The sequence below is a fragment of the Georgenia daeguensis genome (genome assembly GCF_039537705.1).
Taxonomy (GTDB): Bacteria; Actinomycetota; Actinomycetes; order Actinomycetales; family Actinomycetaceae; genus Georgenia; species Georgenia daeguensis.
Genome location: NZ_BAABBA010000010.1, coordinates 88,429 through 111,886, shown reverse-complemented (window position 1 = coordinate 111,886; position 23,458 = coordinate 88,429). Strand labels below are relative to the sequence as shown.

Sequence of the window (23,458 nt, the reverse complement as noted above, 5' to 3'; positions counted from 1 at the left end):
GGGTCACCGGTCAGCGCAGGGTGAAGCCGGTCCCCACCTCGTCGTCCTCCCGCAGCACGAACCGGTGCTCCCCGGTCATGGAGGCCCGGCCGGTGACCTCGGGGACGACGGCGGAGCGCCCGGCGACGACGACCCGCTCGCGGACCCGGGCCGTGAACCGCGTGCCGACGATCGAGTCGTGGGTGAGCGTCTCGCCGTCGCCGAGCAGGCCGTCCTCGACGAGCAGCGGCAGGCGTGCGCTGGTCCCCGAACCGCACGGCGACCGGTCCACCTCGCCGTCGGCGAAGACGGTGACGTTGCGCTGGTGCGGGCCCTCGGCGGTGCGCCCGAGGTCGTCGTAGAGGATGGTCCCGTAGATGCCGGACAAGCGCGGGTCGTCGGGGTGCTGCGCGGCGGGGGAGTCGTTCAGCGCCCACTTCACGGCCCGTCCCGCGGCGATCAGCGCGGTGTAGTGCTCCGGCGTGACCTCGAGCCCGAACGCCGACGCCGGCACGGAGGCGTAGATGGCGCCGCCGTAGCTCACGTCGGCCTCGACGGTGCCGAACGGTGTCTCGACCGGCAGCGCCCGGGCGATCGCCCAGGACGGGACGTTGACGAAGGTCGCCCCGATGACGGCGCCCGCGCGGCACGTCACCGTGGCGCGGACCCGCCCCGACGGCACGTCGATGACGACGTCGGTCTCGCCGTCCGGCTCGGCCAGGACCACCCGGTGCTCGACCGCCCACACCCCGAGAGCGATGGTGCCGTGCCCGCACGCGGTGGAGTAGCCGTCCTTGTGCCAGAACAGCACGCCGAAGTCGGCGCCGGGGTCGTCGGGCGGCACGATGAAACCGCCGTACATGTCGGCGTGCCCGCGCGGCTCCTGGACGAGGAGCTGGCGGTAGTGGTCGATCTCCGGGCTGGACAGCGCGAACTCGCGGCGGTCCGGCACGGTCTCGCCGGGAATCTCGGGCAGCCCGTCGGTGACGATGCGGAACGGCTCGCCGGCCGTGTGGTAGTCGATGGTCGAGACGGTGCTCACGCCGTGCTCCCCACGTTCTGCGGTGGCCATCAGTGCTCGAGCACCCCGTCCACACGGCGCGGGATCCCGAGCGGGTTGCCCTCGCGGAGCGCCTGCGGGAGGAACTGCTCCGGCATGTCCTGGTACGCCACCGGACGCAGGAAGCGGGTGATCGCGGCGGTGCCCACCGAGGTGGTGGCCGGGGCGGTGGTGGCGGGGTAGGGGCCGCCGTGCTGCTGGGCGTGGGTGACCGAGACGCCGGTGGGCCACCCGTTCCACAGCACCCGGCCGGCCCGGCCGGCGAGCGCGGCGACGAGGTCGGCGACGTCGTCGCCCTCGCTCCCCTGGATCGTGGCGGTCAGCTGGCCCTCGAGCGCGGTCGCGAGACCGGGGAGCTCGTCGGCATCGTCGTACTCGACCACGAGCGCGGTGGGGCCGAAGCACTCCCCGGCCAGCTCCGCCGTCGCCGCGCGGAAGTCCTCGGCCGACGTCGCCAGGACGGTCGGTCCGGGACGGTCCCCGAGCGGGTCGTCGCCCTCGGCCAGCACCCGCACCGCGGGGTGGGCCCGCAGCTCGCCGAGGCGGTCGACGTAGCCGGCGTGCAGCCGCTCGTTGAGCATCGGGCCCCCGGCCGGAAGGTCGGCCGCGGCGAGCCGCTCGGCGAGGCCGGAGGTGCGCGGGACGAACAGGATGCCCGGCTTGGTGCAGAACTGCCCCACGCCGAGGGTGAAGGAGGCGATGAAGCCGGCGGCGATCTCGTCGGCCCGCTCGCCCGCGGCGGCGGGGGTGACGAAGGTGGGGTTGACGCTGCCGAGCTCGCCGTAGAAGGGGATTGGCTCGGGGCGGGCGGCGGCGATGTCGAAGAGCGCCCGCCCGGCGTGCTGCGACCCGGTGAACGCCGCGGCCCTGACCGCCGGGTGACGCAGCGCGGCGGTGCCGGCCTCGACGCCGAAGAGCACCGCGAAGGTGCCGTCCGGGGCGCCGGCGGCGCGCAGGGCCTCGACGACGAACTCGCCCGTGCGGTGCGAGAGCGCGGGATGGCCGGGGTGCGCCTTGAGCAGCACGGGACAGCCGGCCGCCAGCGCCGAGGCGGTGTCGCCGCCGGCCACCGAGAACGCGAACGGGAAGTTCGACGCGGCGAACACCAGCACCGGGCCGAGCGGCTCGTTGACGCGGCGCAGGTCGGGGCGTGCGGCGCCCATGGGCCACTCCGGGTCGGCGTGGTCGATGCGGGCGTCGAGGTACGCGCCCTCGGTGACGACCTCGGCGAACAGGCGCAGCTGGAAGGTGGTCCGTTTCAGCTCGCCGGTCAGGCGGCCCTCCGGCAGGTGGGTCTCCTGCTGGGCGAGGGGAACGAGCTCGTCCCGGGCGGCGTCGAGCGCGTCGGCGACAGCGGTCAGCGCCGCGGCCCGGTCGGCCGGGGCGATCGCCGCCCAGGCCGGCGCAGCCGCCGCCGCTGCGCGGGCGAGCTCGTCCACCTCGGTCTCGGTGGTGTCGGCGGGTGCGGTCTCGGTGCTCATGCGGTGGGTACCTCCTCGTCGTCGGCCGCGCCGTCGAGCGCGGCGAGGGTGCCGAGCGAGACGGGGGCGGCCAGGGGGCGCCGGCCGGTGGCCAGCAGGTCTTCTTCCGTGACGGCGCGGCCGGTCAGCCCGGCCAGGACGCCCGCCGTGGCGTAGCCGCACACGCGCCCCTGGCACCGGCCCATGCCGGCGCGGGTGGTGGAGCGCGCCTCGCGCGGGTCCTCGGCCGCCAGGTCGTGGCACGCGCGCCGCAGGTCGCCGGCGGTGACCTCCTCGCAGCGGCACACCAGCGTGCGCGCGGTGACCCACCCGGTCCAGGCGGCGGGCACCGGGTAGACGTCGTGCATCGCCCGGGCGAAGGCGCGCTGGGCGAGCACCTGCCGGCGGTGGCGGGCGGCCGGCCGACCGCCCGCCGCCGCGGCGCCGGCGACCAGGCCCTCGGCGACGGCCAGCCCCGCGCCGCCCACCCCGGTGGCCTCGCCGGCGACGAACACCCCCGGCACGGACGAGCGCTGGTCGGGGTCCACGCGCACCACGAGGCTGCCGTCGGCGCCGAGCGCGGTCTCGGTCCCGAGCATCAGGGGCAGCTCGAGCTGCGGGGTAAAGCCCCAGCCCAGGGCGACGGCGTCCGCCGCGACCACCGGTCCCTCGCCGCTGACCTCGCCGCGGGCGTCCACGCGGCCGAGCCGGACGGCGGTGACGCGGTCCTCGCCGAGGATCTCGGTCACGACCGTCCGCGTGCGCAGCCGCACGCGGCGGCGGGCCAGGCGTGCGGCGTACTCGCCGGCCTGGACCAGCTTGGCGCCCTGGCGGGCGGCGGCGGGGAGGTGACGGGCCCAGCGCGAGGGGGAGGCCGCCTCGCACAGCGCGACGACCCGGGCACCGGCGTCGGCCAGCCCGGTGGCGACCGGCAGCAGGAACGGGCCCGTCCCGGCGACGACGACGCGGCGCCCGGCGAGCACGCCGTGGCCCTTCAGGAGGGCCTGGGCGCCGCCCGCGGCGAGCACGCCCGGCAGGTCCCATCCGGGCACGGGGAGCTGGCGGTCGTAGGCGCCGGGGCACAGCACCAGTCGCCGGGCGAGGTGGCTGGACGGGGTGCCGGCGCCGCCCACAGTCGGCGTGGTGCGTAGCCGGAAGCCCTCGCCCGCCCGCTCGAGCAGCCACACCGACGTCCACGGCCGGTGCTCGACCCGCCCGGCGGCGACGGTGTCACGCAGGCGGGCGCGCAGGTCGGTGAAGACCTTCCAGTCGTGGTGACCGTGCGGGTCGTCCGCGTGCGTGGCCTCGTCGCGGTGGCGCCAGTACTGCCCGCCGGTCTGGCCCGCGGCGTCGATCAGCAGCACCCGGCTGCCGGCCTCCGCGGCGGTGACGGCGGCGGCGAGCCCGGCGGGCCCGGCGCCGACCACGGCGACGTCGTGGACGACGGCGGAGCGGCCGTCGCCAGACCGGGCCGGTCCGCCCGGTGCCGCGCGCTCAGCCACGGCCGTCCCCCGTCTCCAGGACCATCCCGGGCGCGAGCGGGACGAGGCACGCGCGCTGGTTGGGGACGCCGTCGACGGTGAGGAGGCAGTCGTGGCAGACCCCGATGCCGCAGAAGATCCCGCGCGGGCGACCGCCCCGGCGGGTGGTGCGCCAGGACGTGACGCCGGCGGCGACGAGGGCGGCGGCCACCGACTGGCCGGGATCGCCGGCCAGGGGGGCGCCGTCGAAGGTGGCGGGAAGCGTGCTCATCCGAACCTCTCCGGGGCGAACGGGGCCAGCGGCAGGGCGGTCTCCCGGCCGGTGAGGGCCTGGACCAGCAGCGCGCCCGTCCCGGCGGACAGCCCGATGCCGGCGCCCTCGTGGCCGCTGGCGTGCCAGAGGCCCGGGGCGCGCGGGTCCGGGCCGATGACGGGCAGGTGGTCCGGGCAGTAGGGGCGGAAGCCGTGGTAGTGCCGCATCGCCTGCACGCCGGCCAGCATCGGGAAGAGCCGCACGGCGGCGGCGGCCATCCGGGCGAGCGCCGTGACGGAGACGGTGCGGTCGAAGCCGACGCGCTCGCGGGTGGCCCCGATGAGCACCGTGCCGCCCGGCGTCCCCTCGACGACGGGGGAGGACTGCAGCGCCGAGTCCGAGCTGGCGACGTCGCTGACGTACTCCGCGGCGTAGACCTTGTGCCGGATCGTCGGCGGCAGGGGCTCGGTGACCAGGACAAACCCGCGGCGCGGCGCCACCGGCAGCGAGACCCCGGCGAGGGCGGCGACGTCCGCCGCCCAGGGGCCGGCCGCGTTGAGGACGGCGCCCGCGGGCAGGTCCCCGGCGGCGGTGCGCACGCCGGTGACGCGCTCGCCGTCGCGCAGGAACCCGGTGACCGGCGTGCGGGGAAGCACCCGGGCTCCGAGCTCGCGGGCCAGGCGGAGCAGGTGGGCGACGGCGAGCATGGGCATCAGCTGGGCGTCCTGCGGGTAGAGCACGCCGCCCGCAAGACCCGGGGCCAGGTGCGGCTCGAGGTCCGCCAGGCCGGCGGCGTCGACCGGCTCGGCCGCGATGCCGGCGGAGCGCTGGTGCTCGGCCAGCCGGAGCAGCGCCTGCAGGCTCTCCTCGGTCGAGGCCACCACGACGCCGCCCTTGGGCTCGAGCTCCCACAGGTGCCCGGAGTCGAGGAGCTCGGTGCGCCAGACCTCGTTGGAGTACAGGGCGAGGTCGAGCTCGGGGCCGAGCTCCTTGTCGGAGACGAGGATGTTGCCCTCGCCGTGGGAGGACGTCCCGCCGCCGGGGATCCCGCGGTCGACCACGGTGACGGCCAGCCCGGCGCGGGCGGCGAGGTACGCCGTCGCGGCGCCCACGATTCCGGCGCCCACCACGAGGAGGTCGGGGTGCCGGGTCACCGTGAACGCCCCGCGCGAGGCAGGCTCCGCCGTCGTCGGTCGGTCACAGCAGGAACCCGGCGGGGAACGGGTCGGTCGGGTCGAGGAAGTACTGGGCGGTGCCGGTCACCCAGGCGCGGCCGGTGATCGTGGGGACGACGGCGGGGCGTCCGCCGACCTCGGTCTCCTCGACCAGGCGGCCGACGAAGCGGGTGCCGATGTAGGACTCGTTGACGAAGTCCTCGTGCAGGCCCAGCTCGCCGCGCGCGTGCAGCTGCGCCATGCGCGCGGAGGTCCCGGTGCCGCAGGGCGACCGGTCGAACCAGCCCGGGTGGATGGCCATCGCGTGGCGGGAGTGCCGCGCCGTGGAGCCGGGCGCCTTGAGGTAGACGTGGTGGCAACCGCGGATGTCCTCCCGTTCGGGGTGGACGGGCTCGTTCTCGGCGTTGATGGCGTCCATGATCGCCAGGCCAGCGGTGAGCAGCCGGTCCTTCGCGGCGCGCTCGAACGGCAGCCCGAGCGCCTCGAGGTCGACCACGGCGTAGAAGTTGCCGCCGAAGGCCAGGTCGTAGTCCACCGTGCCCAGGCCGGGGACCTCGACCCGCCCGTCGAGGGTGTGGGCGAAGGAGGGCACGTTGCGGATCGTGACGGCCTTCGCGGCGCCGTCCTCGACCTGGACCTCGGCGACGATGAGACCGGCCGGGGTGTCCAGCCGCACCGTGGTCACGGGCTCGGTCACGGGCACCATGCCGGTCTCCACGAGGACGGTGGCGACGCCGATCGTGCCGTGGCCGCACATCGGCAGCAGGCCCGAGACCTCGATGTACAGCACGCCGTAGTCGGCGTCGGGGCGGGTGGGGGGCTGGAGGATCGCGCCGCTCATCGCGCCGTGGCCTCGGGGCTCGTACATGAGCAGGGTGCGGATCTCGTCCGCGTTCTCGGCGAACCACACGCGCCGCTCGGCCATCGTGGCGCCGGGGATCACCCCCACACCTCCGGTGATGACGCGGGTCGGCATGCCCTCGGTGTGCGAGTCGACGGCGTGGAAGACCTTGCTCGTGCGCATCGTTGCCTCTCAGCGAGCGTTCCTGAAGTCGCGGCGAGATTGCCCTCACCGGCGATACAGTGTGACATGTTACAGATCTCTGGTGCGGACGCACCGAGCACCCCATCCTTCTCGGAGGTCGACATGTCGACGCCGTTCGCCCCGGTCGTCCACGCGGCCAGCCTGCGCAGCCACGTCGAGGACTCGGTCGCGGCCGCGATCGTCTCCGGCCAGCTGCCCCCCGGGGAGCTCGTCTCGGTGCCGGGCCTGGCAACGAAGTTCGACGTCTCCGCCACGCCGGTGCGCGAGGCCATGATCAACCTCCAGCAGCGCGGCTTCGTCGAGCCGGTCCGCAACAAGGGCTTCCGGGTCACCGACGTCTCCCGCAAGGACCTCGAGGAGCTCGTCCAGCTGCGCCAGCTCATCGAGGTCCCGGTGGTGCGCGACCTCGCCGGCGACTTCCCCGAGGCGCCGCGCGAGCGGCTGCGGGCGCAGGCGCGCGGCATCGTCGAGGCGGCCGGCGAGGGGGACCTGGCGACGTACCTGGCGTCCGACATCGACTTCCACCGGAACCTGCTCGCGCTCACCGGCAACAGCCGGCTCGTGTCCCTGGTGACGGACCTGCGGCGCCAGACCCGCCTGACCGGGCTGTCGGGCCTCCTGCACACCGAGCAGCTGCGCGAGTCCGCGCAGGAGCACGAGCGGCTGCTCGACCTCCTCGAGGCCGGCGACGCCGCCGGGGTCGAGGCGCTCATGCACCGGCACATCGGCCACGTGCTGGGCTGGTGGTCCGGCAACCCGGAGCCCGCCGGCGACTGACGGCGGCGTCCGGTCCCGTTTCCGGACGGGCTCCGCCCGAGTCACAACTGTGTCTCGGCAGGAGAAACGGTAGGCGGACGGCTCTGCGGTATGTAATGTGTGACACCCCATCGTCCGGCAGTCCGGGCGGCAAGACACAGTCGTCTTTCGGAAGGACTCGACCATGACCAACCACTCCCGGCGGCGTCGTCCGCAGCTCCGCATCCTGGCCGTGGGCGCCGTCTCGGCGATCGCACTGAGCGCCTGCTCCGGCGGCGTCACGGGAGGCGGGGACGAGGGCACCGAGGAGGGTCCCATCGTCCTCGGCATGCTCGCCCCGTTCTCCGGGTCCGAGGCCGCCTTCGGCCCGTACATGGAGAACGGCGCCCAGATGGCGATCGACGAGATCAACGAGGCCGGCGGCGTCCTGGGCCGCGACCTCGAGCTCGTCACGGAGGACGACGCGTGCGACGCCACCAGCGCCACCGCCGCCGCCAACAAGCTCATCACCTCCGGCATCGTCGCCTCCGTCGGCGGCTACTGCTCCGGCGCGACGCTGCCGACCCTCCCGATCTTCGCCGACGCCGGCGTCCCGATGGTCATCCCCGCGGCGAACTCCAACCAGCTCGTCGAGGCGGACCAGAACGGCGTCTTCCTCATCAACGGCACCGGTGACCAGCAGGCGCAGGCCGCCCTGGCGTGGGCGGAGAAGCAGGGCGTGAAGCGCCTGGCCCTCGTCGACGACAACACCGACTACTCCGCCGACCTCGCCGACGCCGTCGCCGAGCAGGCCGGGGGCACGGGCATCGAGGTCGTGCTGCAGGAGTCCGTGACGGCCGGGGAGTCGGACTACTCCGCCAACGTCAACTCGATCCTCTCGGCCGACCCGGACATGGTGTACTGGACCGGCTACTACCAGGAGGGTGGCCTGATCGCCTCCCAGCTGGCCGCCGCCGGGTACGACGGCGAGCTGCTCGTCGCCGACGGCACCGTCGACGCGAAGTTCTCCGAGATCGCCGGCGACGCCGCCCAGGGCGTCGAGGGCACGTTCACCCAGACGCCCGACATGCTCGAGGGCGCCGACGAGTGGATCACCAAGTACGAGGAGCTCTACGGCGAGGGCCCCGGCCCCTACTCCACCCAGGCCTACGACGCCGTCCGCGTCGTCGCCGAGGGCATCGAGCAGGCCGGCGGCACGGAGAGCGAGGCGCTCATCGAGGCCATCCAGAGCATCGACGGGCTCGAGCTGTTCTCCGGTCCGCTGAAGTTCACCGAGGAGGGCACCCTCTCCGAGGGCGGCTTCGCCATCGTCGAGGTCGGGCCGGAGGGGGAGTTCGTCCTCAAGGACGACCTGCAGGGCTGACCGTCACCGCCCGGGCGGGCCGCCGGCCCGCCCGGGCGCCGTTCCACCTTCTCCCTCCGAGAGGACAACGCGCGTGCTCCAGCTCGTCGTCGACGGACTCTTCGTCGGCTCCTTCTACGCCCTCGTCGCGCTCGGCTACTCCATGGTCTACGGGATCATCAAGCTGCTGAACTTCGCTCACGGCGACGTCTACATGGTCGGCGCCTTCGCCGGCTTCCTCCTGTTCTCCACCGTCACGGGCCTCGTCGCGAGCGGCGGCCTGATGTCGCTGCTGCTCGTCCTGCTCGTGGCGATGGTCCTCACGGGCCTGCTGGGCGTGTTCGTCGAGCGCGTGGCCTACCGCCCGCTGCGCGGCAGCCCCCGGCTCGCGGTGCTCATCACCGCCGTCGGCGTCTCCTTCATCCTGGAGTACGGCGTCCGCCAGATCATGGGCCCCAACCCGAGGGTGTACCCGGTGCGGCTGACCGGGGAGACGTTCAACCTTCTCGGCGCGCGCATCACGCTGCCGCAGCTCATCCTCTTCGCCGTCGCCGGCCTCCTGATGGTGGCGCTGAACTTCCTGGTCATGCGCTCCCGCGACGGCCGCGCCATGCGCGCGATCGCGCTGGACCCGCAGGCCGCGAAGCTCATGGGCGTCAACGTCGACCGCGTCATCTCCCGCACGTTCTTCATCGGGTCCGCGCTCGCGGGTGCCGCCGGCGTGATGGCGGGCGCCTACTACGGGACCGTCGACTTCCTCATGGGGTTCGTCATCGGCCTCAAGGCCTTCACCGCCGCGGTCATCGGTGGCATCGGCAACCTCTACGGCGCCATGCTCGGCGGGATCCTGCTGGGCCTGCTGGAGTCGTTCGGTACCGCCTTCCTCGGCGGCGAGTGGCGCGACGTCTTCTCCTTCGCCTGCCTGATCCTCTTCCTCTCCCTCCGACCCACGGGCATCCTCGGTGCCCGCGTCGTGGAACGGATGTGACCGCCATGACCACCCGAGCTCCAGAGACCCGGTCGGTCCGCGGCCTGACCTACCGCATCCAGCCGCCCGCCCCCACCCGCGTCCGCCCGGCCCCCGCGCGGGGCTTGCGCGAGCCGCGGCGGTTCATGTCCGCGGTCGGCGCCGTCCTGCTCCTCCTCGCCCTGGCGCTGCCGTTCATCAACGCCTCGCCGTACGTCATCTCCATCGGCACGTCGGCGTTCATCTACATCATGCTGGCGATGGGCCTGAACATCGTCGTCGGCTACGCCGGCCTCCTCGACCTGGGGTACTACGCCTTCTTCGCCGTCGGCGCCTACACCTCCGGGGTCCTGGCCACGAACGAGATGCCGCTCGTCCTCACCATCCCGTTCGTCGTCGTCGCCTGCATCGGCGCCGGCCTCATCATCGGCGGGCCGACCCTGCGGCTGCGCAGCGACTACCTCGCCATCGTCACCCTCGGCTTCGGCGAGATCATCCGGCTCACCGCCAACAACCTCGAGCTCACGGGCGGGCCGTCCGGGATCAGCGGGATCCCCACCTTCTCGTTCCTCGGCTGGTCGTTCCGCGACGGGCTCGACCTGTTCGGGATCCACTTCAACGGCAAGATCCTCCTGTACTACACGGCCGTGATAGCCGGCGGCGCCTTCACGGTGCTCGCCGTCTCCCGGCTGGGCCGCGGGCGGCTGGGCCGCGCCTGGCGCGCGATCAAGGACGACGAGGACGCCGCCGAGGCGATGGGCATCAACACCTACCTGGCCAAGCTGGCCGCCTACGTCATGGGCGCGATCTTCGGCGGGCTGGCGGGCATCCTCATGGCGGCGCACCAGACGGCGATCAGCCCGACGTCGTTCGTCTTCCTCAACTCGGCGCTGCTGCTCATGGCCGTCGTGCTCGGCGGCATGGGCTCGACGCCGGGCGTGATCATCGGCGCGCTCGTGATCTCGCTGGCGCCCGAGCTCCTGCGTGACTTCTCCAGCTGGCGGTACCTGGTCTTCGGGGTGCTCCTCGTGCTGATGATGCTCTTCCGTCCGCAGGGCCTGTGGCCCTCGACGGCGGTGCTGCCGTTCCTGCGGTTCCGGGCCCGGGGCCGCTCCCCACGTGAGGGATTCACCGACCACGGCGAACCCTCCGAGAACGTCGACAGGTCGGAGGAGCTGGCATGAGCGCCGAGGAGACCTCCGTGGCGGCGGTGGGTCCCGCCACGGCGGCGGACGTCCACCGGCCGCAGATGGACGGCCGGACGCCGCTGCTGTCCGTCCGGGACCTGAGGCTCCGGTTCGGCGGGGTCAAGGCGGTCGACGGGCTGACGTTCGACGCCTACCCCGGCGAGATCATCTCCGTGATCGGGCCCAACGGTGCCGGCAAGACCAGTGCGTTCAACTGCATCACCGGCTTCTACCGGCCGACGTCCGGCGACATCCTGTTCGACGGCGAGAGCATCATCCGCAAGCTGCCGTCCTCGATCGTCAAGCTCGGCATGGGCCGGACCTTCCAGAACGTGCGGATGTTCCGCGAGATGACGGTCGTCGACAACGTCAAGACGGCGATGCACGCGCGGATCTCGCAGAACGTCTTCGACGCCATCCTCCACACCCCGCGCTACCGGCGCGTAGAGCGCCAGTGCGTCGAGGACGCGCGCGGATGGCTCGACTTCGTCGGGTACTCCCTCGACGAGGACCTGCTCGCCTCGCAGCTGCCCTACGGCGAGCAGCGCCGCGTGGAGATCGCGCGCGCGCTGGCGTCCCAGCCGAAGATGCTGCTGCTCGACGAGCCGGCCGCGGGCCTGAACCACAGCGAGAAGCAGGACCTCATCGCCCTCATCCGCCGGATCAGGGACATGGGGATCGGGGTGGTCCTGATCGAGCACGACATGGGGCTGGTCATGAACATCTCCGAGCGGGTCATCGTGCTGAACTTCGGCCGCGAGATCGCGGACGGCACGCCCGACGAGGTCAGGAGAAACCCCCAGGTCATCGAGGCCTACCTCGGTGCGGAGGAGGGCGAGGAGTCATGACGACGGCGGAGCTCGAGCTGCGGGACGTGGACCTCTTCTACGGTCGCGTCAAGGCGCTGCGGCAGCTGACCCTCGAGGTCAGGGAGAAGGAGATCGTGGCGCTGCTCGGGAACAACGGGGCCGGGAAGACGTCGACCCTGTCGATGATCTCGGGCCTGTTCCGGGCGCACACCGGCACCGTGACGTGGCGGGGCAGGGACATCTCCCGCGCCAAGCCGTGGGACCTGGTGCGCGACGGCCTCATCCAGGTGCCCGAGGGGCGCCGGATCTTCTCCACGATGACCGTGCACGAGAACCTCCAGCTCGGCGGTTACCAGACCGGGGACCAGCGCGCCCTCGCCGGGCGGATCGACGAGGTCTACCAGATGCTCCCGCGCCTGGCCGAGCGGAGGGCGCAGCAGGGCGGCACCCTCTCCGGGGGCGAGCAGCAGATGCTGGCGATCGGCCGCGCCTACGTCGGCAAGCCGCAGCTGCTCCTCCTCGACGAGCCGTCGATGGGGCTGGCCCCGCTGGTGGTCAAGCAGGTGATGGAGCTGATCAAGCAGATCAACGACGGCGGCACGACCGTCCTCCTGGTCGAGCAGAACGCCCGGGCCGCGCTGCGGATCGCCGACCGCGCGTACGTCATCGAGACCGGACGCGTGTCGCTGTCCGGCCCGGCGGCCGAGCTGGCGAAGGACAAGGCGATCATCGAGGCCTACATGGGCTGACCGCCCGGGCCCGGGCGCCGGGAGTGCCGCGCCCTGGCGCCGCGGCCGGCCCGACCCGGGCAGTGGGCAACCGCCCGCGCCGGTACCGGCCGCCGCCGGCACGGGCTCTGGGCAACCGTCCGAACCTGACTGGACGCCCGTCCACAACCACTGGGCAACCACCCACAACCACATGTACAGTGTCACATATTACTGCTGGGCACCGCGGCCCGGCGGCAGGAGAAAGGTGTTGGCATGGCACGAGAGCTCAACCTCGGCGGAGTCGTCGTCGCGACCGCGCTGCCGTACAAGGAGAACCCGGCGGCACCGGCCGGCCTTGAGGTCGACTACGACCGGTTCGCCGCGCACTGCGAGTGGCTGATTGACAACGGCTGCCGCGGCGTCGGTCCGAACGGCTCCCTCGGCGAGTACTCCTCGCTGACGGACGAGGAGCGCCGCCGGGTCGTCCAGACCGCCGTGCAGGCGGTGGGGGACCGCGGCGTCGTCGTCGCCGGCGTCCACGGCCCCGGCTGGCACCAGGCCAAGCACTGGGCGGAGCTCGCGGCCGAGGACGGCGCGAACGGGGTGCTGTGCCTGCCGCCGACGATGTACCGCTCCGACCGGCGCGGGATCGTCGAGCACTTCGAGAAGGTCTCCGAGGCCGGCCTGCCGATGATGATCTACAACAACCCGTTCGACACCAAGGTCGACCTCGTGCCCGACCTCGTCGCCGAGCTCGCCGGGATCGAGAACGTCGTCGCGATCAAGGAGTTCAGCGCCGACGTGCGCCGGGCGTTCGAGATCAACGACGCCTGCGAGGCGGCCGGGACGAGCATCGACGTCATCGCCGGCGCCGACGACGTCCTGTTCGAGCTGATGGTCGACGGCGCGGTCGGCTGGTTCGGCGGGTACCCCAACGTCTTCCCGTCCGAGACCGTCGCGGTCTACAACTACATGGCCGAGGGGCGCTACGACGAGGCCCGCGAGATCTACCGCAGCCTCATCGCGGCCTTCCGCTGGGACTCCAGGACCGAGTTCGTCCAGGCCATCAAGCTCGGCATGGACATGGTCGGGCGCTACGGCGGCCCGTGCCGCCCGCCGCGCACCGCGCTGAGCGCCGAGATGGAGGCGCAGGTGCGAGCCGACACCCAGCGGGCGCTCGAGGCGCTCTCCCGGCTGAGCCCCACGTCGGTCTAGTCGGGGCGACGTCCGGCCGACCGTCCCACCGGCACTCCGGCCCGCGGTCTTCGCCCACGCTCGACCGGTCAGGGCGACGCCCGTGCCGATCCGGTCCACGCCGGCGCTCCGCCCGAACGAGATCGAGGTTCTGGTTCATCTTCGAACCGGAACCTCGATCTCGTTGCTGTCCCGGGGCACGGGGGGCCGGCCGACGGCGGGAAGTGACGGCCCACGCGCGGGGGGCAGGCCGCCGCGCGGCGGGCTGGCCAGGCGACGGTCAGCCCGCCGCCGGGGCGGCTGACGCAGGTGAGGTCAGCCCACGGCCCGGCCGGCGGTGGCCCTTCCCGTCCGTGGCCGGTGCGGCAGCCCCGCGGCGGCCAGGGCGGCGACGGCGATGATGACCAGGGCGGCGACCGCGGTCGCTCCCCAGGCGCCCAGGTCCCACGCCTGGCCCAGCAGCACGCCGCCGACCGAGGAGCCGAGGTAGTACGCGAGGGTGTACCGCCCCGCGGCCGCGGAGGGGCGGGGCGCCAGGCGTGCGGCGGTGGAGTTGGCCACCGCGTGGGCCACGAAGAACCCGGCGGCCAGCAGGAGCAGCCCGGCCCAGATCGTCCACAACGGTGCAGCAAGCGTGACGACGACGCCGGCCGCGCACATGGCCAGCCCCGCGAGGATCGCCGCGCGGACGCCGAACCGGGCGGTGAGCCGGCCGGCCTGCGCCGAGGTCAGCGTGCCGGCGGCGTAGGTGAGGAAGAACATCGAGCCCAGCCCGACGCCGAGGGAGTACGGCTCGGCGGAGGTGCGGTAGACCACCACGTTGTAGATCCCCACGAACATCGCCATGCCGAGGCCGCCCACCGCGTAGAGGCGCAGTCGCGCGGAACGGTACGGGTCGCCGTCGCGCACGGGGACGGCAGGGCTGTGGAGGCCGGAGTGGCGCGACGGCGGAAGCAGCGTCAGCGCCGCAAGGGCGACGACGGCGGAGAGCGCCGCGATCGCCAGCAGCGCGCCGCGCCAGCCCCACAGCTCGGCCGCGCCGCCGGCGAGGAGGCGCCCGCCCATCCCGCCGATGGACGTCCCGGCAATGTACAGGCCGCCCAGCCGGGTCACCGCCGTCGGGTGCACCTCCTCGGCCACCCAGGCCAGGGCTGCCGCGGGCACCGCGGCCAGGGCTGCGCCCTGCAGGGTGCGCAGCGCCAGGACGAGGGGCCAGCTGTCGGCCGCGACCAGCGCGACCCCGGCGAGGACGGCCAGGGCGAGTCCGCCGCCGATCACCCGCGCCCGGCCCAGCCGTTCGGAGAGCCGGGCGAGCGGCAGCACGGCGACGGCGAGGGCCGCCGTCGCGACGGAGAGCAGGAGGCTGGCCTCGGTGGCGGCGAGGGAGAACTCCTCGCCGATGAGGACGAGGAGCGGCTGCGCTGACCACAGCAGGGCGAAGGTGGCGACGCCGGTGCCGAAGAGCGCGAGCAGCGCGCGCCGGTGGGCGGGCGTCCCGGGGACGAGGAGGCCGCCGCGGGGACTCTTCGGCGGCTCGCTCACGGCTGCGACTCTAGGTCACCGCCGTGTGCCCGGACCGGCGCCCGGGCCGGAGCGGCGGCTCACTCCAGCGGGCCGCCGCGGGCCTCGAGCAGCTCCTCGAGCACCGTCAGCTCCGCCGTCTGGGACTGCACGATGGTCGCGGCGAGGTGCGTGACCACGTCCTCCTCGGCCTTGTCGACCGCGTACTCCGCCATGTCGACGCCGGCCTGGTGGTGCTCGATCATCAGGGTCAGGAAGAGCCGCTCCGCCTCCTCGCCGCTGGCGGCGGCGAGCTGGTTGAGCTCTGCCTGGGTCGCCATCCCGGGCATCAGGCCGCCCTGGGCGACGGCGTCCGCGTGGTCGGCGTGGTCCGCCATCCACAGCATCGGCGGCTCGGTCGAGCTCTGGGGCAGGCCCCAGTCCTCGAGCCAGGCGAACATCTGGCCCGCCTGGTGCTGCTGCGTGAGGGTGATGTCGAGCGCGATGCTGCGGATCGCCTCGTCGTCCGTGCGGTCCCGCACGAGGGTCGCCATCTGGACGGCCTGGCCGTGGTGGTCCTGCATGTCCCGGGCGAAGCCGACGTCCACCGAGCCCTCGGCCGGGTGCTCCGTGGCGTCGACGGCGCCCAGGCGCGAGCCCACGAGCAGACCGACCACCGCCGCGACCGCTGCGACGAGGACGACGACAGCCGCCAGCAGTGGGCCGCCCAGCCGTGCCGACGGCGCGGCGGTCCTCTCAGGCTCCCGCGGTCCCTGCGGCTCCTGCGGTGCGGCGTCCTGCGTGGGCGCCTCCTGCGAGGTAGGCCGGGAGGTCGTCATCTGCTCAGACCGGGGTGCCGGTGCCGCCGAAGCAGGCCGCGCCCGGCTCGGGGGTCTGCTCACCCTGCAGGTAGCGCTCGAGGAACGCGTCGATACGCGGGTCTGCGGGGTCGTCGACCTCGAGCTGGAAGCCCCACGCGCTCAGCGTGATCGGGGACTCGGCACCCTCGTAGGGGCTGACGAGCACGTACGGCTCGTTCTCGGCCTTGGCGGCGAGCGTGGCGACGTCGTCCGCGGCGAGGTCGGGCGAGTAGGCGATCCACACGGCGCCGTGCTCGAGGGAGTGCACGGCGTGCTCCTCGACCACCGGCTCGGTGTAGACACCGCAGTTCTGCCAGACGGCGTTGTGGTCCCCGCCGACGGGCGGCGCGCTCGCGTAGTCCACCGTGCCCTCGACGTGGTTCGAGGTCAGGTCCGTGGTCTCCTCGACGCCCTCGATCGGCGCGTTCGCCGCGGCCTCGATCTCGGCCTTCTGCTGCGCCTGGTTCACCAGCGGGATCGCCGCGGCGGTGATCAGCCCCACCGCGACCACGCCCGTGGTCCCGAAGATCAGGATCTTGTTCTTGCGGTCCTTGCGCTGCTGCTCCGCGCGCATGGCCGCGACCTTCTCGGCTCGCTCCTGGTGACGCTGCTTGCTCACGGGTCTCCTCATCAGCCGGCCGCGCGACGACGGTTGCTGGTTCAACTAGGCGCGACCACACTAACCCGCCGCGCCCGATTTTCGGGACAGCGTGACAGAAACCACGGCATCCCGGCCGACTGGCGGACGGCCGGACGGCACCGTGCCGACAGACGCCGGCGCGGCCGCAGATCCGCGGCGAGTGCCCTCAGTTCACGAGCCGGATGGTGAGGGGATAGCGGTACCGCTCGCCGCGGTTGGCAGCGACGGCGGCCAGGATCATGAAGACCACGGCGGCGATGTAGTAGAGGTACAGCACCGCCCCGATGCCCAGCGTGATCACGGAGATGATGGAGATGACGACGCCGAGGATCACCAGGGTGATGTTGAAGTTCAGCGCCTCCTTGGTCTGGTCCTCGACGAACGCGCCCCGCTCGCGGAGCACGAGCCAGACCACCAGAGGGCCGACCAGCGGGAAGATCAGCCCGCTGAGGTGGGTGAGGGTGGCCCACAGTCGCTGGTCGGCGTCGCTCATGATGTTCGGGCCGGCGGCCTGGTAGCCCGGCTGCCCGTAGCTGGGCTGGCCGTACTGGCCCTGCTGGCCGTAGCCGGGCTGGCCGTACTGGCCCTGCTGGCCGTAGCCGGGCTGGCCGTACTGACCTTGCTGGCCGTAGCCGGGCTGGCCGTACTGACCTTGCTGGCCGTAGCCGGGCTGGCCGAACTGGCCCTGCTGCCCGTACTGGCCTGGCTGCCCGGACTGTCCCTGCTGGAAGCTGCCGTACTGCGGCGGCGCCGCGCCGGGCTGCCCCTGCCCGTACGCCCCGCTGGGCCCGTAGGCCTCGCTCCCGCCGTACCCCTGGGCGCCCGCGTCGCCGGGTGCGCCGTACCCGGGGTGCTCGCCCTGGCCGGCCTGCGGCTCCCCGTACCCGGCCCCGTACCCGCCCTGCCCGTGCCCGGCGGAGCTCGCGTCCTGCTGCCAGCCCTGTCCGGCCGACCCGGGCGGCGGGGGAACCGTGCCCTGGCCGTACGTCGCACCGCCTGCGGTGGTCCCGGTGTCCGCGGGACCCGGCTCGCCGACCGCCGGCTCGCCCGGCTGGTGGTAGCCCGGGCTCTCGGGGTCGCGCGGCGCCTCCGCGGACTGCCCGCCGTCGTCGTCGGAGCGGTCCGGGGTACGGGCGCTGCTCGGTCCGGGGTAGCTGCTGGACATGTGGCTCACCACTTCTGCGGTCGTGACCGGCGCGCTCGCCGGTCGTCTCAAGGATTCCAGTCCTGGTCGGCAACGTACAGGGACCCTGCCGCGATCGGCGGCGGCTTGCCCCAATCCCTCCCGCGCGCCGTCGTTCGCTGCCACGATGGGAGCACGAGCCAGGGAGGTCGGCCATGAGCGTGGAGCTTCAGGTCCCGGCCGGGGCCGTCGTCGTCGGCGTCGACGGGTCCCAGCGGTCGCAGCGCGCGGCGGACTGGGCCGCCGAGGAGGCGAGACTGTGGGGCGCGCCGCTGCACCTCCTCTACGTCTTCGAGTGGCCGGCCGTCACGGAGGGCTACGACCCCGCCACCGTCACGCCGGGCCTCACGCAGGGGGCCGAGCACCTGGTCGACGAGCAGGTCGCGACACTGCGCGAGGCGTACCCGGGCGTGACCGTCACCGGCGAGGTGATCGTCTCCCAGCCCGCGGTCGCCTTGGTCGGGGCGTCGCGGACGGCGGTAGCGGTCGTCGTGGGCGCGCGCGGGCTGGGCCGGTTCACCGGCCCGCTGCTGGGCTCGGTGTCGCAGAAGGTGGCCGCCCACGCGCACGGCCCCGTGATCGTGGTGCGCGAGCAGGTCGGCGACCTGCCCGGGCCGATCGTCGTGGGTGCCGACCCGCTCGACCCGCCCACCGAGGCCCTGCGCTTCGCCTTCGAGGAGGCCCGGCGCCGGGACGTGGGCGTCACCGTGGTCAAGGGCGCCGGCCGCCGGTTCGCCGGCGGTGCCCAGGCGCCCGACTCCGCGCGCATGAAGGTCGCCCGTCAGCTGGAGGAGGCGCACGAGCGCCTGCGGCAGATCGTCGACGAGACCGCGGCCGAGTTCCCGGGCGTGGCGGTCGAGATCACCGAGAGCACCCTTCACCCGGCCGACGCCATCGTTGAGGAGGCCGGGACCGACAGCCTCGTCGTCGTCGGCAGCCGCGGGCACGGCGGACTGGCCAGCGTGCTCCTCGGGTCGGTCAGCCGCGGGGTGCTGCACCGGGCGCCGGCCGTCGCCGTCGTGCGGGTGCGGCACCGGGACGCCGAGGCGCCCCACCGCTAGTGTCGCCCCACCGCTTGAGGGCACATCGGCGTGGCCTCGCTGGTCAGGTCCGCAACGTTACGTGGTCTGCGCAGATGAAGTGCTCCTAGAACGACTTGATCTGCCCAGGAGCACTTGCCGGCCGGGGGACGTGGCGCCAAGGGTGTGCGGGTGTGTGGGTGTGCGGACGGGCGCGCCCGCCAGGTCAGTCCGGGCTCCGGCGGACCGGCCCTCCGCCTACGCCCGCTCGTAGTGCAGGAGCACCACGCCGTTGCCGAAGGTGCGCGTGCCGGCGAGCCGGAGCGGGGTGCGCGCGTCCGTCGTCGGGAAGACGGGCCGGCCCCGGCCGATCAGGACGGGGTGGACGTAGATGCGGTACTCGTCGATGAGGTCCAGCGCCGCGAACGACGCCGCGAGGTCCGGCCCGCCCACCACCAGATCGCCGTCGGTGCGCTCCTTGAGCGCCTCGATCTCCTTGCGGTCGACGTCGCGCCACACCACGGTGTTCCACCGCGCGTTCTCGTCGAGCGTGCGGGAGAAGGCGATCTTCGGCATGTCCACCCAGACCCGCGAGAAGTCCTTCTCGACGGGCGTGGCGGCCGGGTCGTCCCCGGCGCGGGGCCAGTAGCCGGCCATGAGCTCGTAGGTGATCCGGCCCTCGAGGAAGGCGCCGGCCTGGCGCAGCCAGTCGTTGAAGTGCCGGTGCAGCTCCTCGTCGACCAGGTGCCAGTCGATCTCACGGTCGGGCCCCTCGAAGTACCCGTCCAGCGAGACGGAGATGGAGAAGACGATCCGGCCCATCGCTGTCCTTCCCTCGGGTCGGGCGGCGACGCCCGTGGGCACGACCGTACCGGTGCCGCGCCGCGGCGCCCAGGCAGAGTCCAGGGTGGCTCGGGCGCGTCGTCGCGGCGGTGGCTCGAGACGGGGCGGGCCAGCTACGGGACGTACCCCAAGTTGGGCGCCAGCCACGTCTCCGCCTCGTCCAGCGTCCACCCCTTGCGGGCTGCGTAGTCGGCCACCTGGTCGCGCCCGAGCTTCCCGACGGCGAAGTAGGTCGCCTCGGGGTGTCCCAGGATCAGCCCGGACACCGCCGACGTCGGGTACATCGCGCACGACTCCGTCAGCTCCAGCCCCGCCTCCCCGGCGCCGAGCAGCGCGAACAGCATGCGCTTCTCCGTGTGGTCCGGCTGGGCGGGGTAGCCGGGCGCGGGCCGGATGCCGGCGTACCGCTCGCGGATGAGCTCCGGCACGGGCAGCGCCTCGTCGGCGGCGTACCCCCACATCGTGGTGCGCACGTACCGGTGCACCCACTCGGCGAACGCCTCGGCCAGCCGGTCCGCGAGGGACTGGGCGAGGATCGCGTTGTAGTCGTCGTGGTCGGCCTTGAACTTCTGCGCCAGCTCGTCCGCCCCGTGGACGGCGACGGCGAAGCCGCCCAGGTGGTCGCCCTCGGGGGCCACGAAGTCGGCGAGGGCGGCGTAGCGGTTGGCGCGCTGTTTCTGCTGGCGCAGCGTGTGGAAGGTGGTGGAGCCCGTCCGGGCGGCACCGGCATCGGCACCGGCATCGGCACCCGCGTCGGCACCGGCGTCGGCAGGGGTCGCCTCGACGACGATGTCGTCGGCACCCTCCCGGTGGGCCGGCCAGAGGGCGACGACGCCGCGCGCCTGGTACAGCCTCTCCGCGACGATCCGGTCCAGCAGGGCGCGCCCGTCCGCGAGGAGCTGGCGGGCCTGCTCGCCCTGGCGGGGGTCCTCGAGGATGCCGGGGTAGGTGCCGCGCAGCTCCCACGCGGAGAAGAACGGGGTCCAGTCGATGATCTCGACGAGCTCGGCGAGATCGGGCTCGAGGAGCTGGCGGCCGAGCGTGCGCGGGGCCGGCTGCCCGGGGGCGTCGACGGCGCGGGAGTCGGCCCGGGCGGTCTCCAGGTCCACGAGGGTGACCTTCTTGGCGCCGTGCCGCTCGCGAAGCTCGGCGTACTCCCCGCGCACCCGCTCGGCGATCTCGGCCTCGCGCCCGATGACGTCGGCCGCCACCCCGACGGCCCGGCTGGCGTCGGTCACGTGCACCACGGTGCCGCGGTAGGCGGGGTCGATCTTCACCGCGGTGTGGGCGGCGGAGGTGGTGGCCCCGCCGATCAGCAGGGGGGTGCTCAGGCCGCGGCGGGTCATCTCGCCCGCCACGTTGACCATCTCGTCCAGGCTCGGGGTGATCAGCCCGGAGAGCCCGACGATGTCCGCGCCGATCTCCGCGGCGGTGTCGAGGATCTTCTCCGCGGGCACCATGACGCCCAGGTCGGTGATCTCGAAGCCGTTGCAGGCGAGCACCACCCCGACGATGTTCTTGCCGATGTCGTGCACGTCGCCCTTGACGGTCGCGAGCACCACGCGGCCCTTGGAGCGCCCGCCGGTGTCGACGGCCGCCGCCTCGAGGTACGGGGTCAGGTGCGCGACCGCCCGCTTCATCACGCGGGCCGACTTCACCACCTGGGGCAGGAACATCTTGCCGGCGCCGAAGAGGTCGCCGACCACGTCCATGCCCTCCATGAGGGGGCCCTCGATGACCTCCAGGGCGGAGCCGAGCTCCTGGTAGGCCTCCTCGGCGTCGTCGACGATGTGGTCGGAGATGCCGTGCACCATGGCGTGACGGATCCGGTCCTGGACGCCGGCGTCGCGCCAGGCGTTGCGGGCGGCCGCGCCGTCGCCGCCCTCGCGCTGCTGGTCGCGGTAGGACTCGGCGAGGGTGATGAGCCGGTCGGTGGCGTCCTCACGGCGGGCGAGGATCACGTCCTCGACGGCCTCGCGCAGGACCGGGTCGATGTCCTCGTAGACCCCGAGCATCCCGGCGTTGACGATGCCCATGTCCAGCCCCGCGCGGATCGCGTGCAGGAGGAACACGGCGTGCATCGCCTCGCGGACCGGGTTGTTGCCGCGGAAGCTGAAGGAGACGTTGGAGATGCCGCCGCTGACCAGGGCGCCGGGCAGGTTGGCCTTGATCCAGCGGGTGGCCTCGATGAAGTCGAGGGCATAGTGGTCGTGCTCGCTCATGCCGGTGGCGACGGTGAGCACGTTGGGGTCGAAGATGATGTCCTGCGGGGCCACGCCGGCCCGCTCCGTGAGCAGCCGGTAGGCGCGCTCGCAGACCTCGATGCGGCGCTGGTAGCTGTCCGCCTGGCCCTGCTCGTCGAAGGCCATGACCACCATGGCGGCGCCGTGGCGGCGGACGACGGCGGCCCGGCGCAGGAACTCCTCCTCGCCGTCCTTCAGCGAGATGGAGTTGACGACGCCGCGACCTTGCAGGCAGCGCAGGCCCGCCTCGATGACCTCCCACCGGGAGGAGTCGACCATCACCGGCACGCGGGAGATGTCGGGCTCGGCGGCGAGCAGGTTGAGGAAGTGGGTCATGGCCTCGACGCCGTCGAGCATGCCCTCGTCGAGGTTGACGTCGATGAGCTGGGCGCCGGCCTCGACCTGCTGCCGAGCGATCTGCACGGCGGTGTTCCAGTCCCCGGCCAGGACGGCCTTGCTGAACTTCGGCGAGCCGGTGACGTTGGTGCGCTCGCCGACGTTGACGAAGTTGATCTCCGGCGTGAGGGTGAACGGCTCCAGCCCGGAGAGGCGCAGCCGGTGCGGCCGCTCGCCGGGCGTGCGCGGGCGGTGGCGCGCGACGGCGTCGGCGATCGCGCGGATGTGCTCGGGGGTGGTGCCGCAGCAGCCGCCGACGATGTTGACCAGGCCCTGGCGGGCGAAGTCGCCGAGGACCTCGGCCATGTCCTCGGGGGTCTCGTCGTAGCCGCCGAACGCGTTGGGCAGCCCGGCGTTGGGGTGGACCGAGACGAGCCGGTCGGAGGCGCCGGCGATCTCGCGCAGGTGCGGGCGCATCGCCTCGGGCCCGAGGGCGCAGTTCAGGCCGACGGAGAGCAGGTCCGCGTGCTCGGTGGAGATGACGAAGGCTTCCGGCGTCTGGCCGGAGAGGGTGCGCCCGGAGGCGTCGGTGATGGTCCCGGAGAGCATCACCGGGACGGTGCGGCCGAGCGCGGCGCCGACGTCGTCGACCGCGTGCAGGGCCGCCTTGGCGTTGAGGGTGTCGAAGACCGTCTCGATCAGGATGAGGTCCGCCCCGCCGTCGAGCAGCGCGCGCGCCTGCTCGGCGTAGGCGGCACGCAGCTCCTCGTAGGTGACGGCGCGGTACTCGGGGCGCTCGACGTCGGGGGAGAGGGAGGCCGTGCGGTTGGTGGGCCCCATCGCGCCGGCCACCCAGCGCGGGCGGCCGTCCGCCGCGGTCGCCTCGTCCGCGACCTCGCGGGCCAGCGCGGCGGCGCGCCGGTTGATCTCCGGCACGAGGTGCTCGGTGCCGTAGTCGGCCTGCGCGATCGTCGTGGAGCTGAAGGTGTTCGTGGTGGTGATGTCCGCGCCCGCGGCGAAGTACGAGCGGTGCACCTCGCGCAGCACGTCGGGGCGGGTCAGCGCCAGGAGGTCGAAGTCGCCCGTGTAGGCGCGTCCCGGGTCGGCGCCCTCGAACCGGAAGTCCGCCTCCTCCAGGCCCGCCTGCTGCAGCAGGGACCCCCACGCCCCGTCGAGGACGAGGATGCGCTCGCGGGCGATGGTGCGAAGGTCGGGTGTCACGGGACTCGTCTCGGTCGGGGAAGGTGCCTCCCGAGGGTAGGTCGAAGCGGGCCCGACGGCGGAGTCGGCTCCCGCCGTCGTCTCACGTGCTGATCACCCCCACCCTCATCGTGAGACGTCGGCGGCGCACCGTGAAGGCCGCGCCCGTTCGGCCACCAGCACCGCCGCGGCGGGGTCACCATGGTGCGACCGGGC

The 23,458-nt window shown here is 73.5% G+C and carries 20 protein-coding genes; 8 read left to right on the top strand and 12 right to left on the bottom strand.

Annotation, left to right across the window (positions count from 1 at the left end):
• Positions 1–10 precede the first annotated feature (10 nt).
• From ABD774_RS11650 to ABD774_RS11625, 6 genes are read right to left on the bottom strand one after another with little or no spacing between them, the layout of a single operon-like run.
• Positions 11–1,051, bottom strand: coding sequence for a proline racemase family protein (locus tag ABD774_RS11650; protein WP_486327302.1), 1,041 nt, complete (start codon positions 1,049–1,051; stop codon positions 11–13).
• Entirely contained in the window at positions 1,051–2,520 is a 1,470-nt protein-coding gene (locus ABD774_RS11645) for an aldehyde dehydrogenase (NADP(+)) (RefSeq protein ID WP_345041251.1), read from the bottom strand. Before ABD774_RS11645 ends, ABD774_RS11650 begins: the two co-directional genes overlap by 1 nt.
• Positions 2,517–4,001, bottom strand: coding sequence for an FAD/NAD(P)-dependent oxidoreductase (locus ABD774_RS11640; RefSeq protein ID WP_345041249.1), 1,485 nt, complete (start codon positions 3,999–4,001; stop codon positions 2,517–2,519). The genes ABD774_RS11645 and ABD774_RS11640 overlap by 4 nt, the downstream gene beginning before the upstream one ends.
• Positions 3,994–4,251, bottom strand: a complete 258-nt coding sequence (locus ABD774_RS11635; RefSeq protein ID WP_345041247.1) for a 2Fe-2S iron-sulfur cluster-binding protein — start codon at positions 4,249–4,251, stop codon at positions 3,994–3,996. The genes ABD774_RS11640 and ABD774_RS11635 overlap by 8 nt, the downstream gene beginning before the upstream one ends.
• Complete coding sequence (locus ABD774_RS11630) at positions 4,248–5,387, bottom strand: NAD(P)/FAD-dependent oxidoreductase (RefSeq protein ID WP_345041244.1); 1,140 nt, start codon at positions 5,385–5,387, stop codon at positions 4,248–4,250. The genes ABD774_RS11635 and ABD774_RS11630 overlap by 4 nt, the downstream gene beginning before the upstream one ends.
• A gap of 43 nt (positions 5,388–5,430) precedes the next feature.
• Positions 5,431–6,432: a proline racemase family protein gene (locus tag ABD774_RS11625; RefSeq protein WP_345041242.1), complete on the bottom strand. Its 1,002-nt coding sequence runs from the start codon at positions 6,430–6,432 to the stop codon at positions 5,431–5,433.
• A gap of 66 nt (positions 6,433–6,498) precedes the next feature.
• Between ABD774_RS11625 and ABD774_RS11620 the strand changes: the two genes are divergently transcribed.
• The 7 genes from ABD774_RS11620 to ABD774_RS11590 all read left to right on the top strand — a co-directional run bounded on the left by ABD774_RS11620 (position 6,499) and on the right by ABD774_RS11590 (position 13,439).
• Entirely contained in the window at positions 6,499–7,230 is a 732-nt protein-coding gene (locus tag ABD774_RS11620; protein ID WP_345041240.1) for a GntR family transcriptional regulator, read from the top strand.
• Positions 7,231–7,393: 163 nt separating this feature from the next.
• Entirely contained in the window at positions 7,394–8,572 is a 1,179-nt protein-coding gene (locus tag ABD774_RS11615; protein ID WP_345041238.1) for a branched-chain amino acid ABC transporter substrate-binding protein, read from the top strand.
• Positions 8,573–8,645: 73 nt separating this feature from the next.
• Positions 8,646–9,539, top strand: coding sequence for a branched-chain amino acid ABC transporter permease (locus tag ABD774_RS11610; protein ID WP_345041236.1), 894 nt, complete (start codon positions 8,646–8,648; stop codon positions 9,537–9,539).
• 5 nt (positions 9,540–9,544) lie between these two features.
• The gene (locus ABD774_RS11605) at positions 9,545–10,702 is read left to right on the top strand and encodes a branched-chain amino acid ABC transporter permease (protein ID WP_345041233.1); all 1,158 of its coding nucleotides are present in this window, start codon (positions 9,545–9,547) and stop codon (positions 10,700–10,702) included.
• Positions 10,699–11,553, top strand: coding sequence for an ABC transporter ATP-binding protein (locus ABD774_RS11600; protein ID WP_345041231.1), 855 nt, complete (start codon positions 10,699–10,701; stop codon positions 11,551–11,553). Before ABD774_RS11605 ends, ABD774_RS11600 begins: the two co-directional genes overlap by 4 nt.
• A complete protein-coding gene (locus ABD774_RS11595; RefSeq protein ID WP_345041229.1) occupies positions 11,550–12,263 on the top strand; it encodes an ABC transporter ATP-binding protein in 714 nt (237 codons plus the stop codon). Before ABD774_RS11600 ends, ABD774_RS11595 begins: the two co-directional genes overlap by 4 nt.
• 234 nt (positions 12,264–12,497) lie before the next feature.
• Positions 12,498–13,439, top strand: a complete 942-nt coding sequence (locus ABD774_RS11590; protein ID WP_345041226.1) for a dihydrodipicolinate synthase family protein — start codon at positions 12,498–12,500, stop codon at positions 13,437–13,439.
• A gap of 294 nt (positions 13,440–13,733) precedes the next feature.
• Here the strand turns inward: ABD774_RS11590 and ABD774_RS11585 are convergent, their stop codons facing one another.
• From ABD774_RS11585 to ABD774_RS11570, 4 genes are all read right to left on the bottom strand, one after another.
• On the bottom strand, positions 13,734–14,960 hold the full coding sequence (locus ABD774_RS11585) for an MFS transporter (protein ID WP_345041224.1): 1,227 nt from the start codon (positions 14,958–14,960) through the stop codon (positions 13,734–13,736).
• 59 nt (positions 14,961–15,019) lie between these two features.
• Complete coding sequence (locus tag ABD774_RS11580; protein ID WP_345041222.1) at positions 15,020–15,757, bottom strand: DUF305 domain-containing protein; 738 nt, start codon at positions 15,755–15,757, stop codon at positions 15,020–15,022.
• A 4-nt stretch (positions 15,758–15,761) separates the two neighbouring features.
• The gene (locus ABD774_RS11575; protein ID WP_345041220.1) at positions 15,762–16,397 is read right to left on the bottom strand and encodes a thioredoxin-like domain-containing protein; all 636 of its coding nucleotides are present in this window, start codon (positions 16,395–16,397) and stop codon (positions 15,762–15,764) included.
• A 187-nt stretch (positions 16,398–16,584) separates the two neighbouring features.
• On the bottom strand, positions 16,585–17,583 hold the full coding sequence (locus ABD774_RS11570; protein WP_345041217.1) for a DUF4870 domain-containing protein: 999 nt from the start codon (positions 17,581–17,583) through the stop codon (positions 16,585–16,587).
• Between the two features lie 173 nt (positions 17,584–17,756).
• Between ABD774_RS11570 and ABD774_RS11565 the strand changes: the two genes are divergently transcribed.
• Positions 17,757–18,662: a universal stress protein gene (locus tag ABD774_RS11565; protein ID WP_345041215.1), complete on the top strand. Its 906-nt coding sequence runs from the start codon at positions 17,757–17,759 to the stop codon at positions 18,660–18,662.
• Between the two features lie 216 nt (positions 18,663–18,878).
• Here the strand turns inward: ABD774_RS11565 and ABD774_RS11560 are convergent, their stop codons facing one another.
• The gene (locus ABD774_RS11560) at positions 18,879–19,442 is read right to left on the bottom strand and encodes a dihydrofolate reductase family protein (protein ID WP_345041212.1); all 564 of its coding nucleotides are present in this window, start codon (positions 19,440–19,442) and stop codon (positions 18,879–18,881) included.
• A 134-nt stretch (positions 19,443–19,576) separates the two neighbouring features.
• Positions 19,577–23,263 (bottom strand): methionine synthase, encoded by a 3,687-nt coding sequence (gene metH / locus ABD774_RS11555; protein ID WP_345041210.1) that lies wholly within the window; start codon positions 23,261–23,263, stop codon positions 19,577–19,579.
• Between the last annotated feature and the right edge of the window lie 195 nt (positions 23,264–23,458).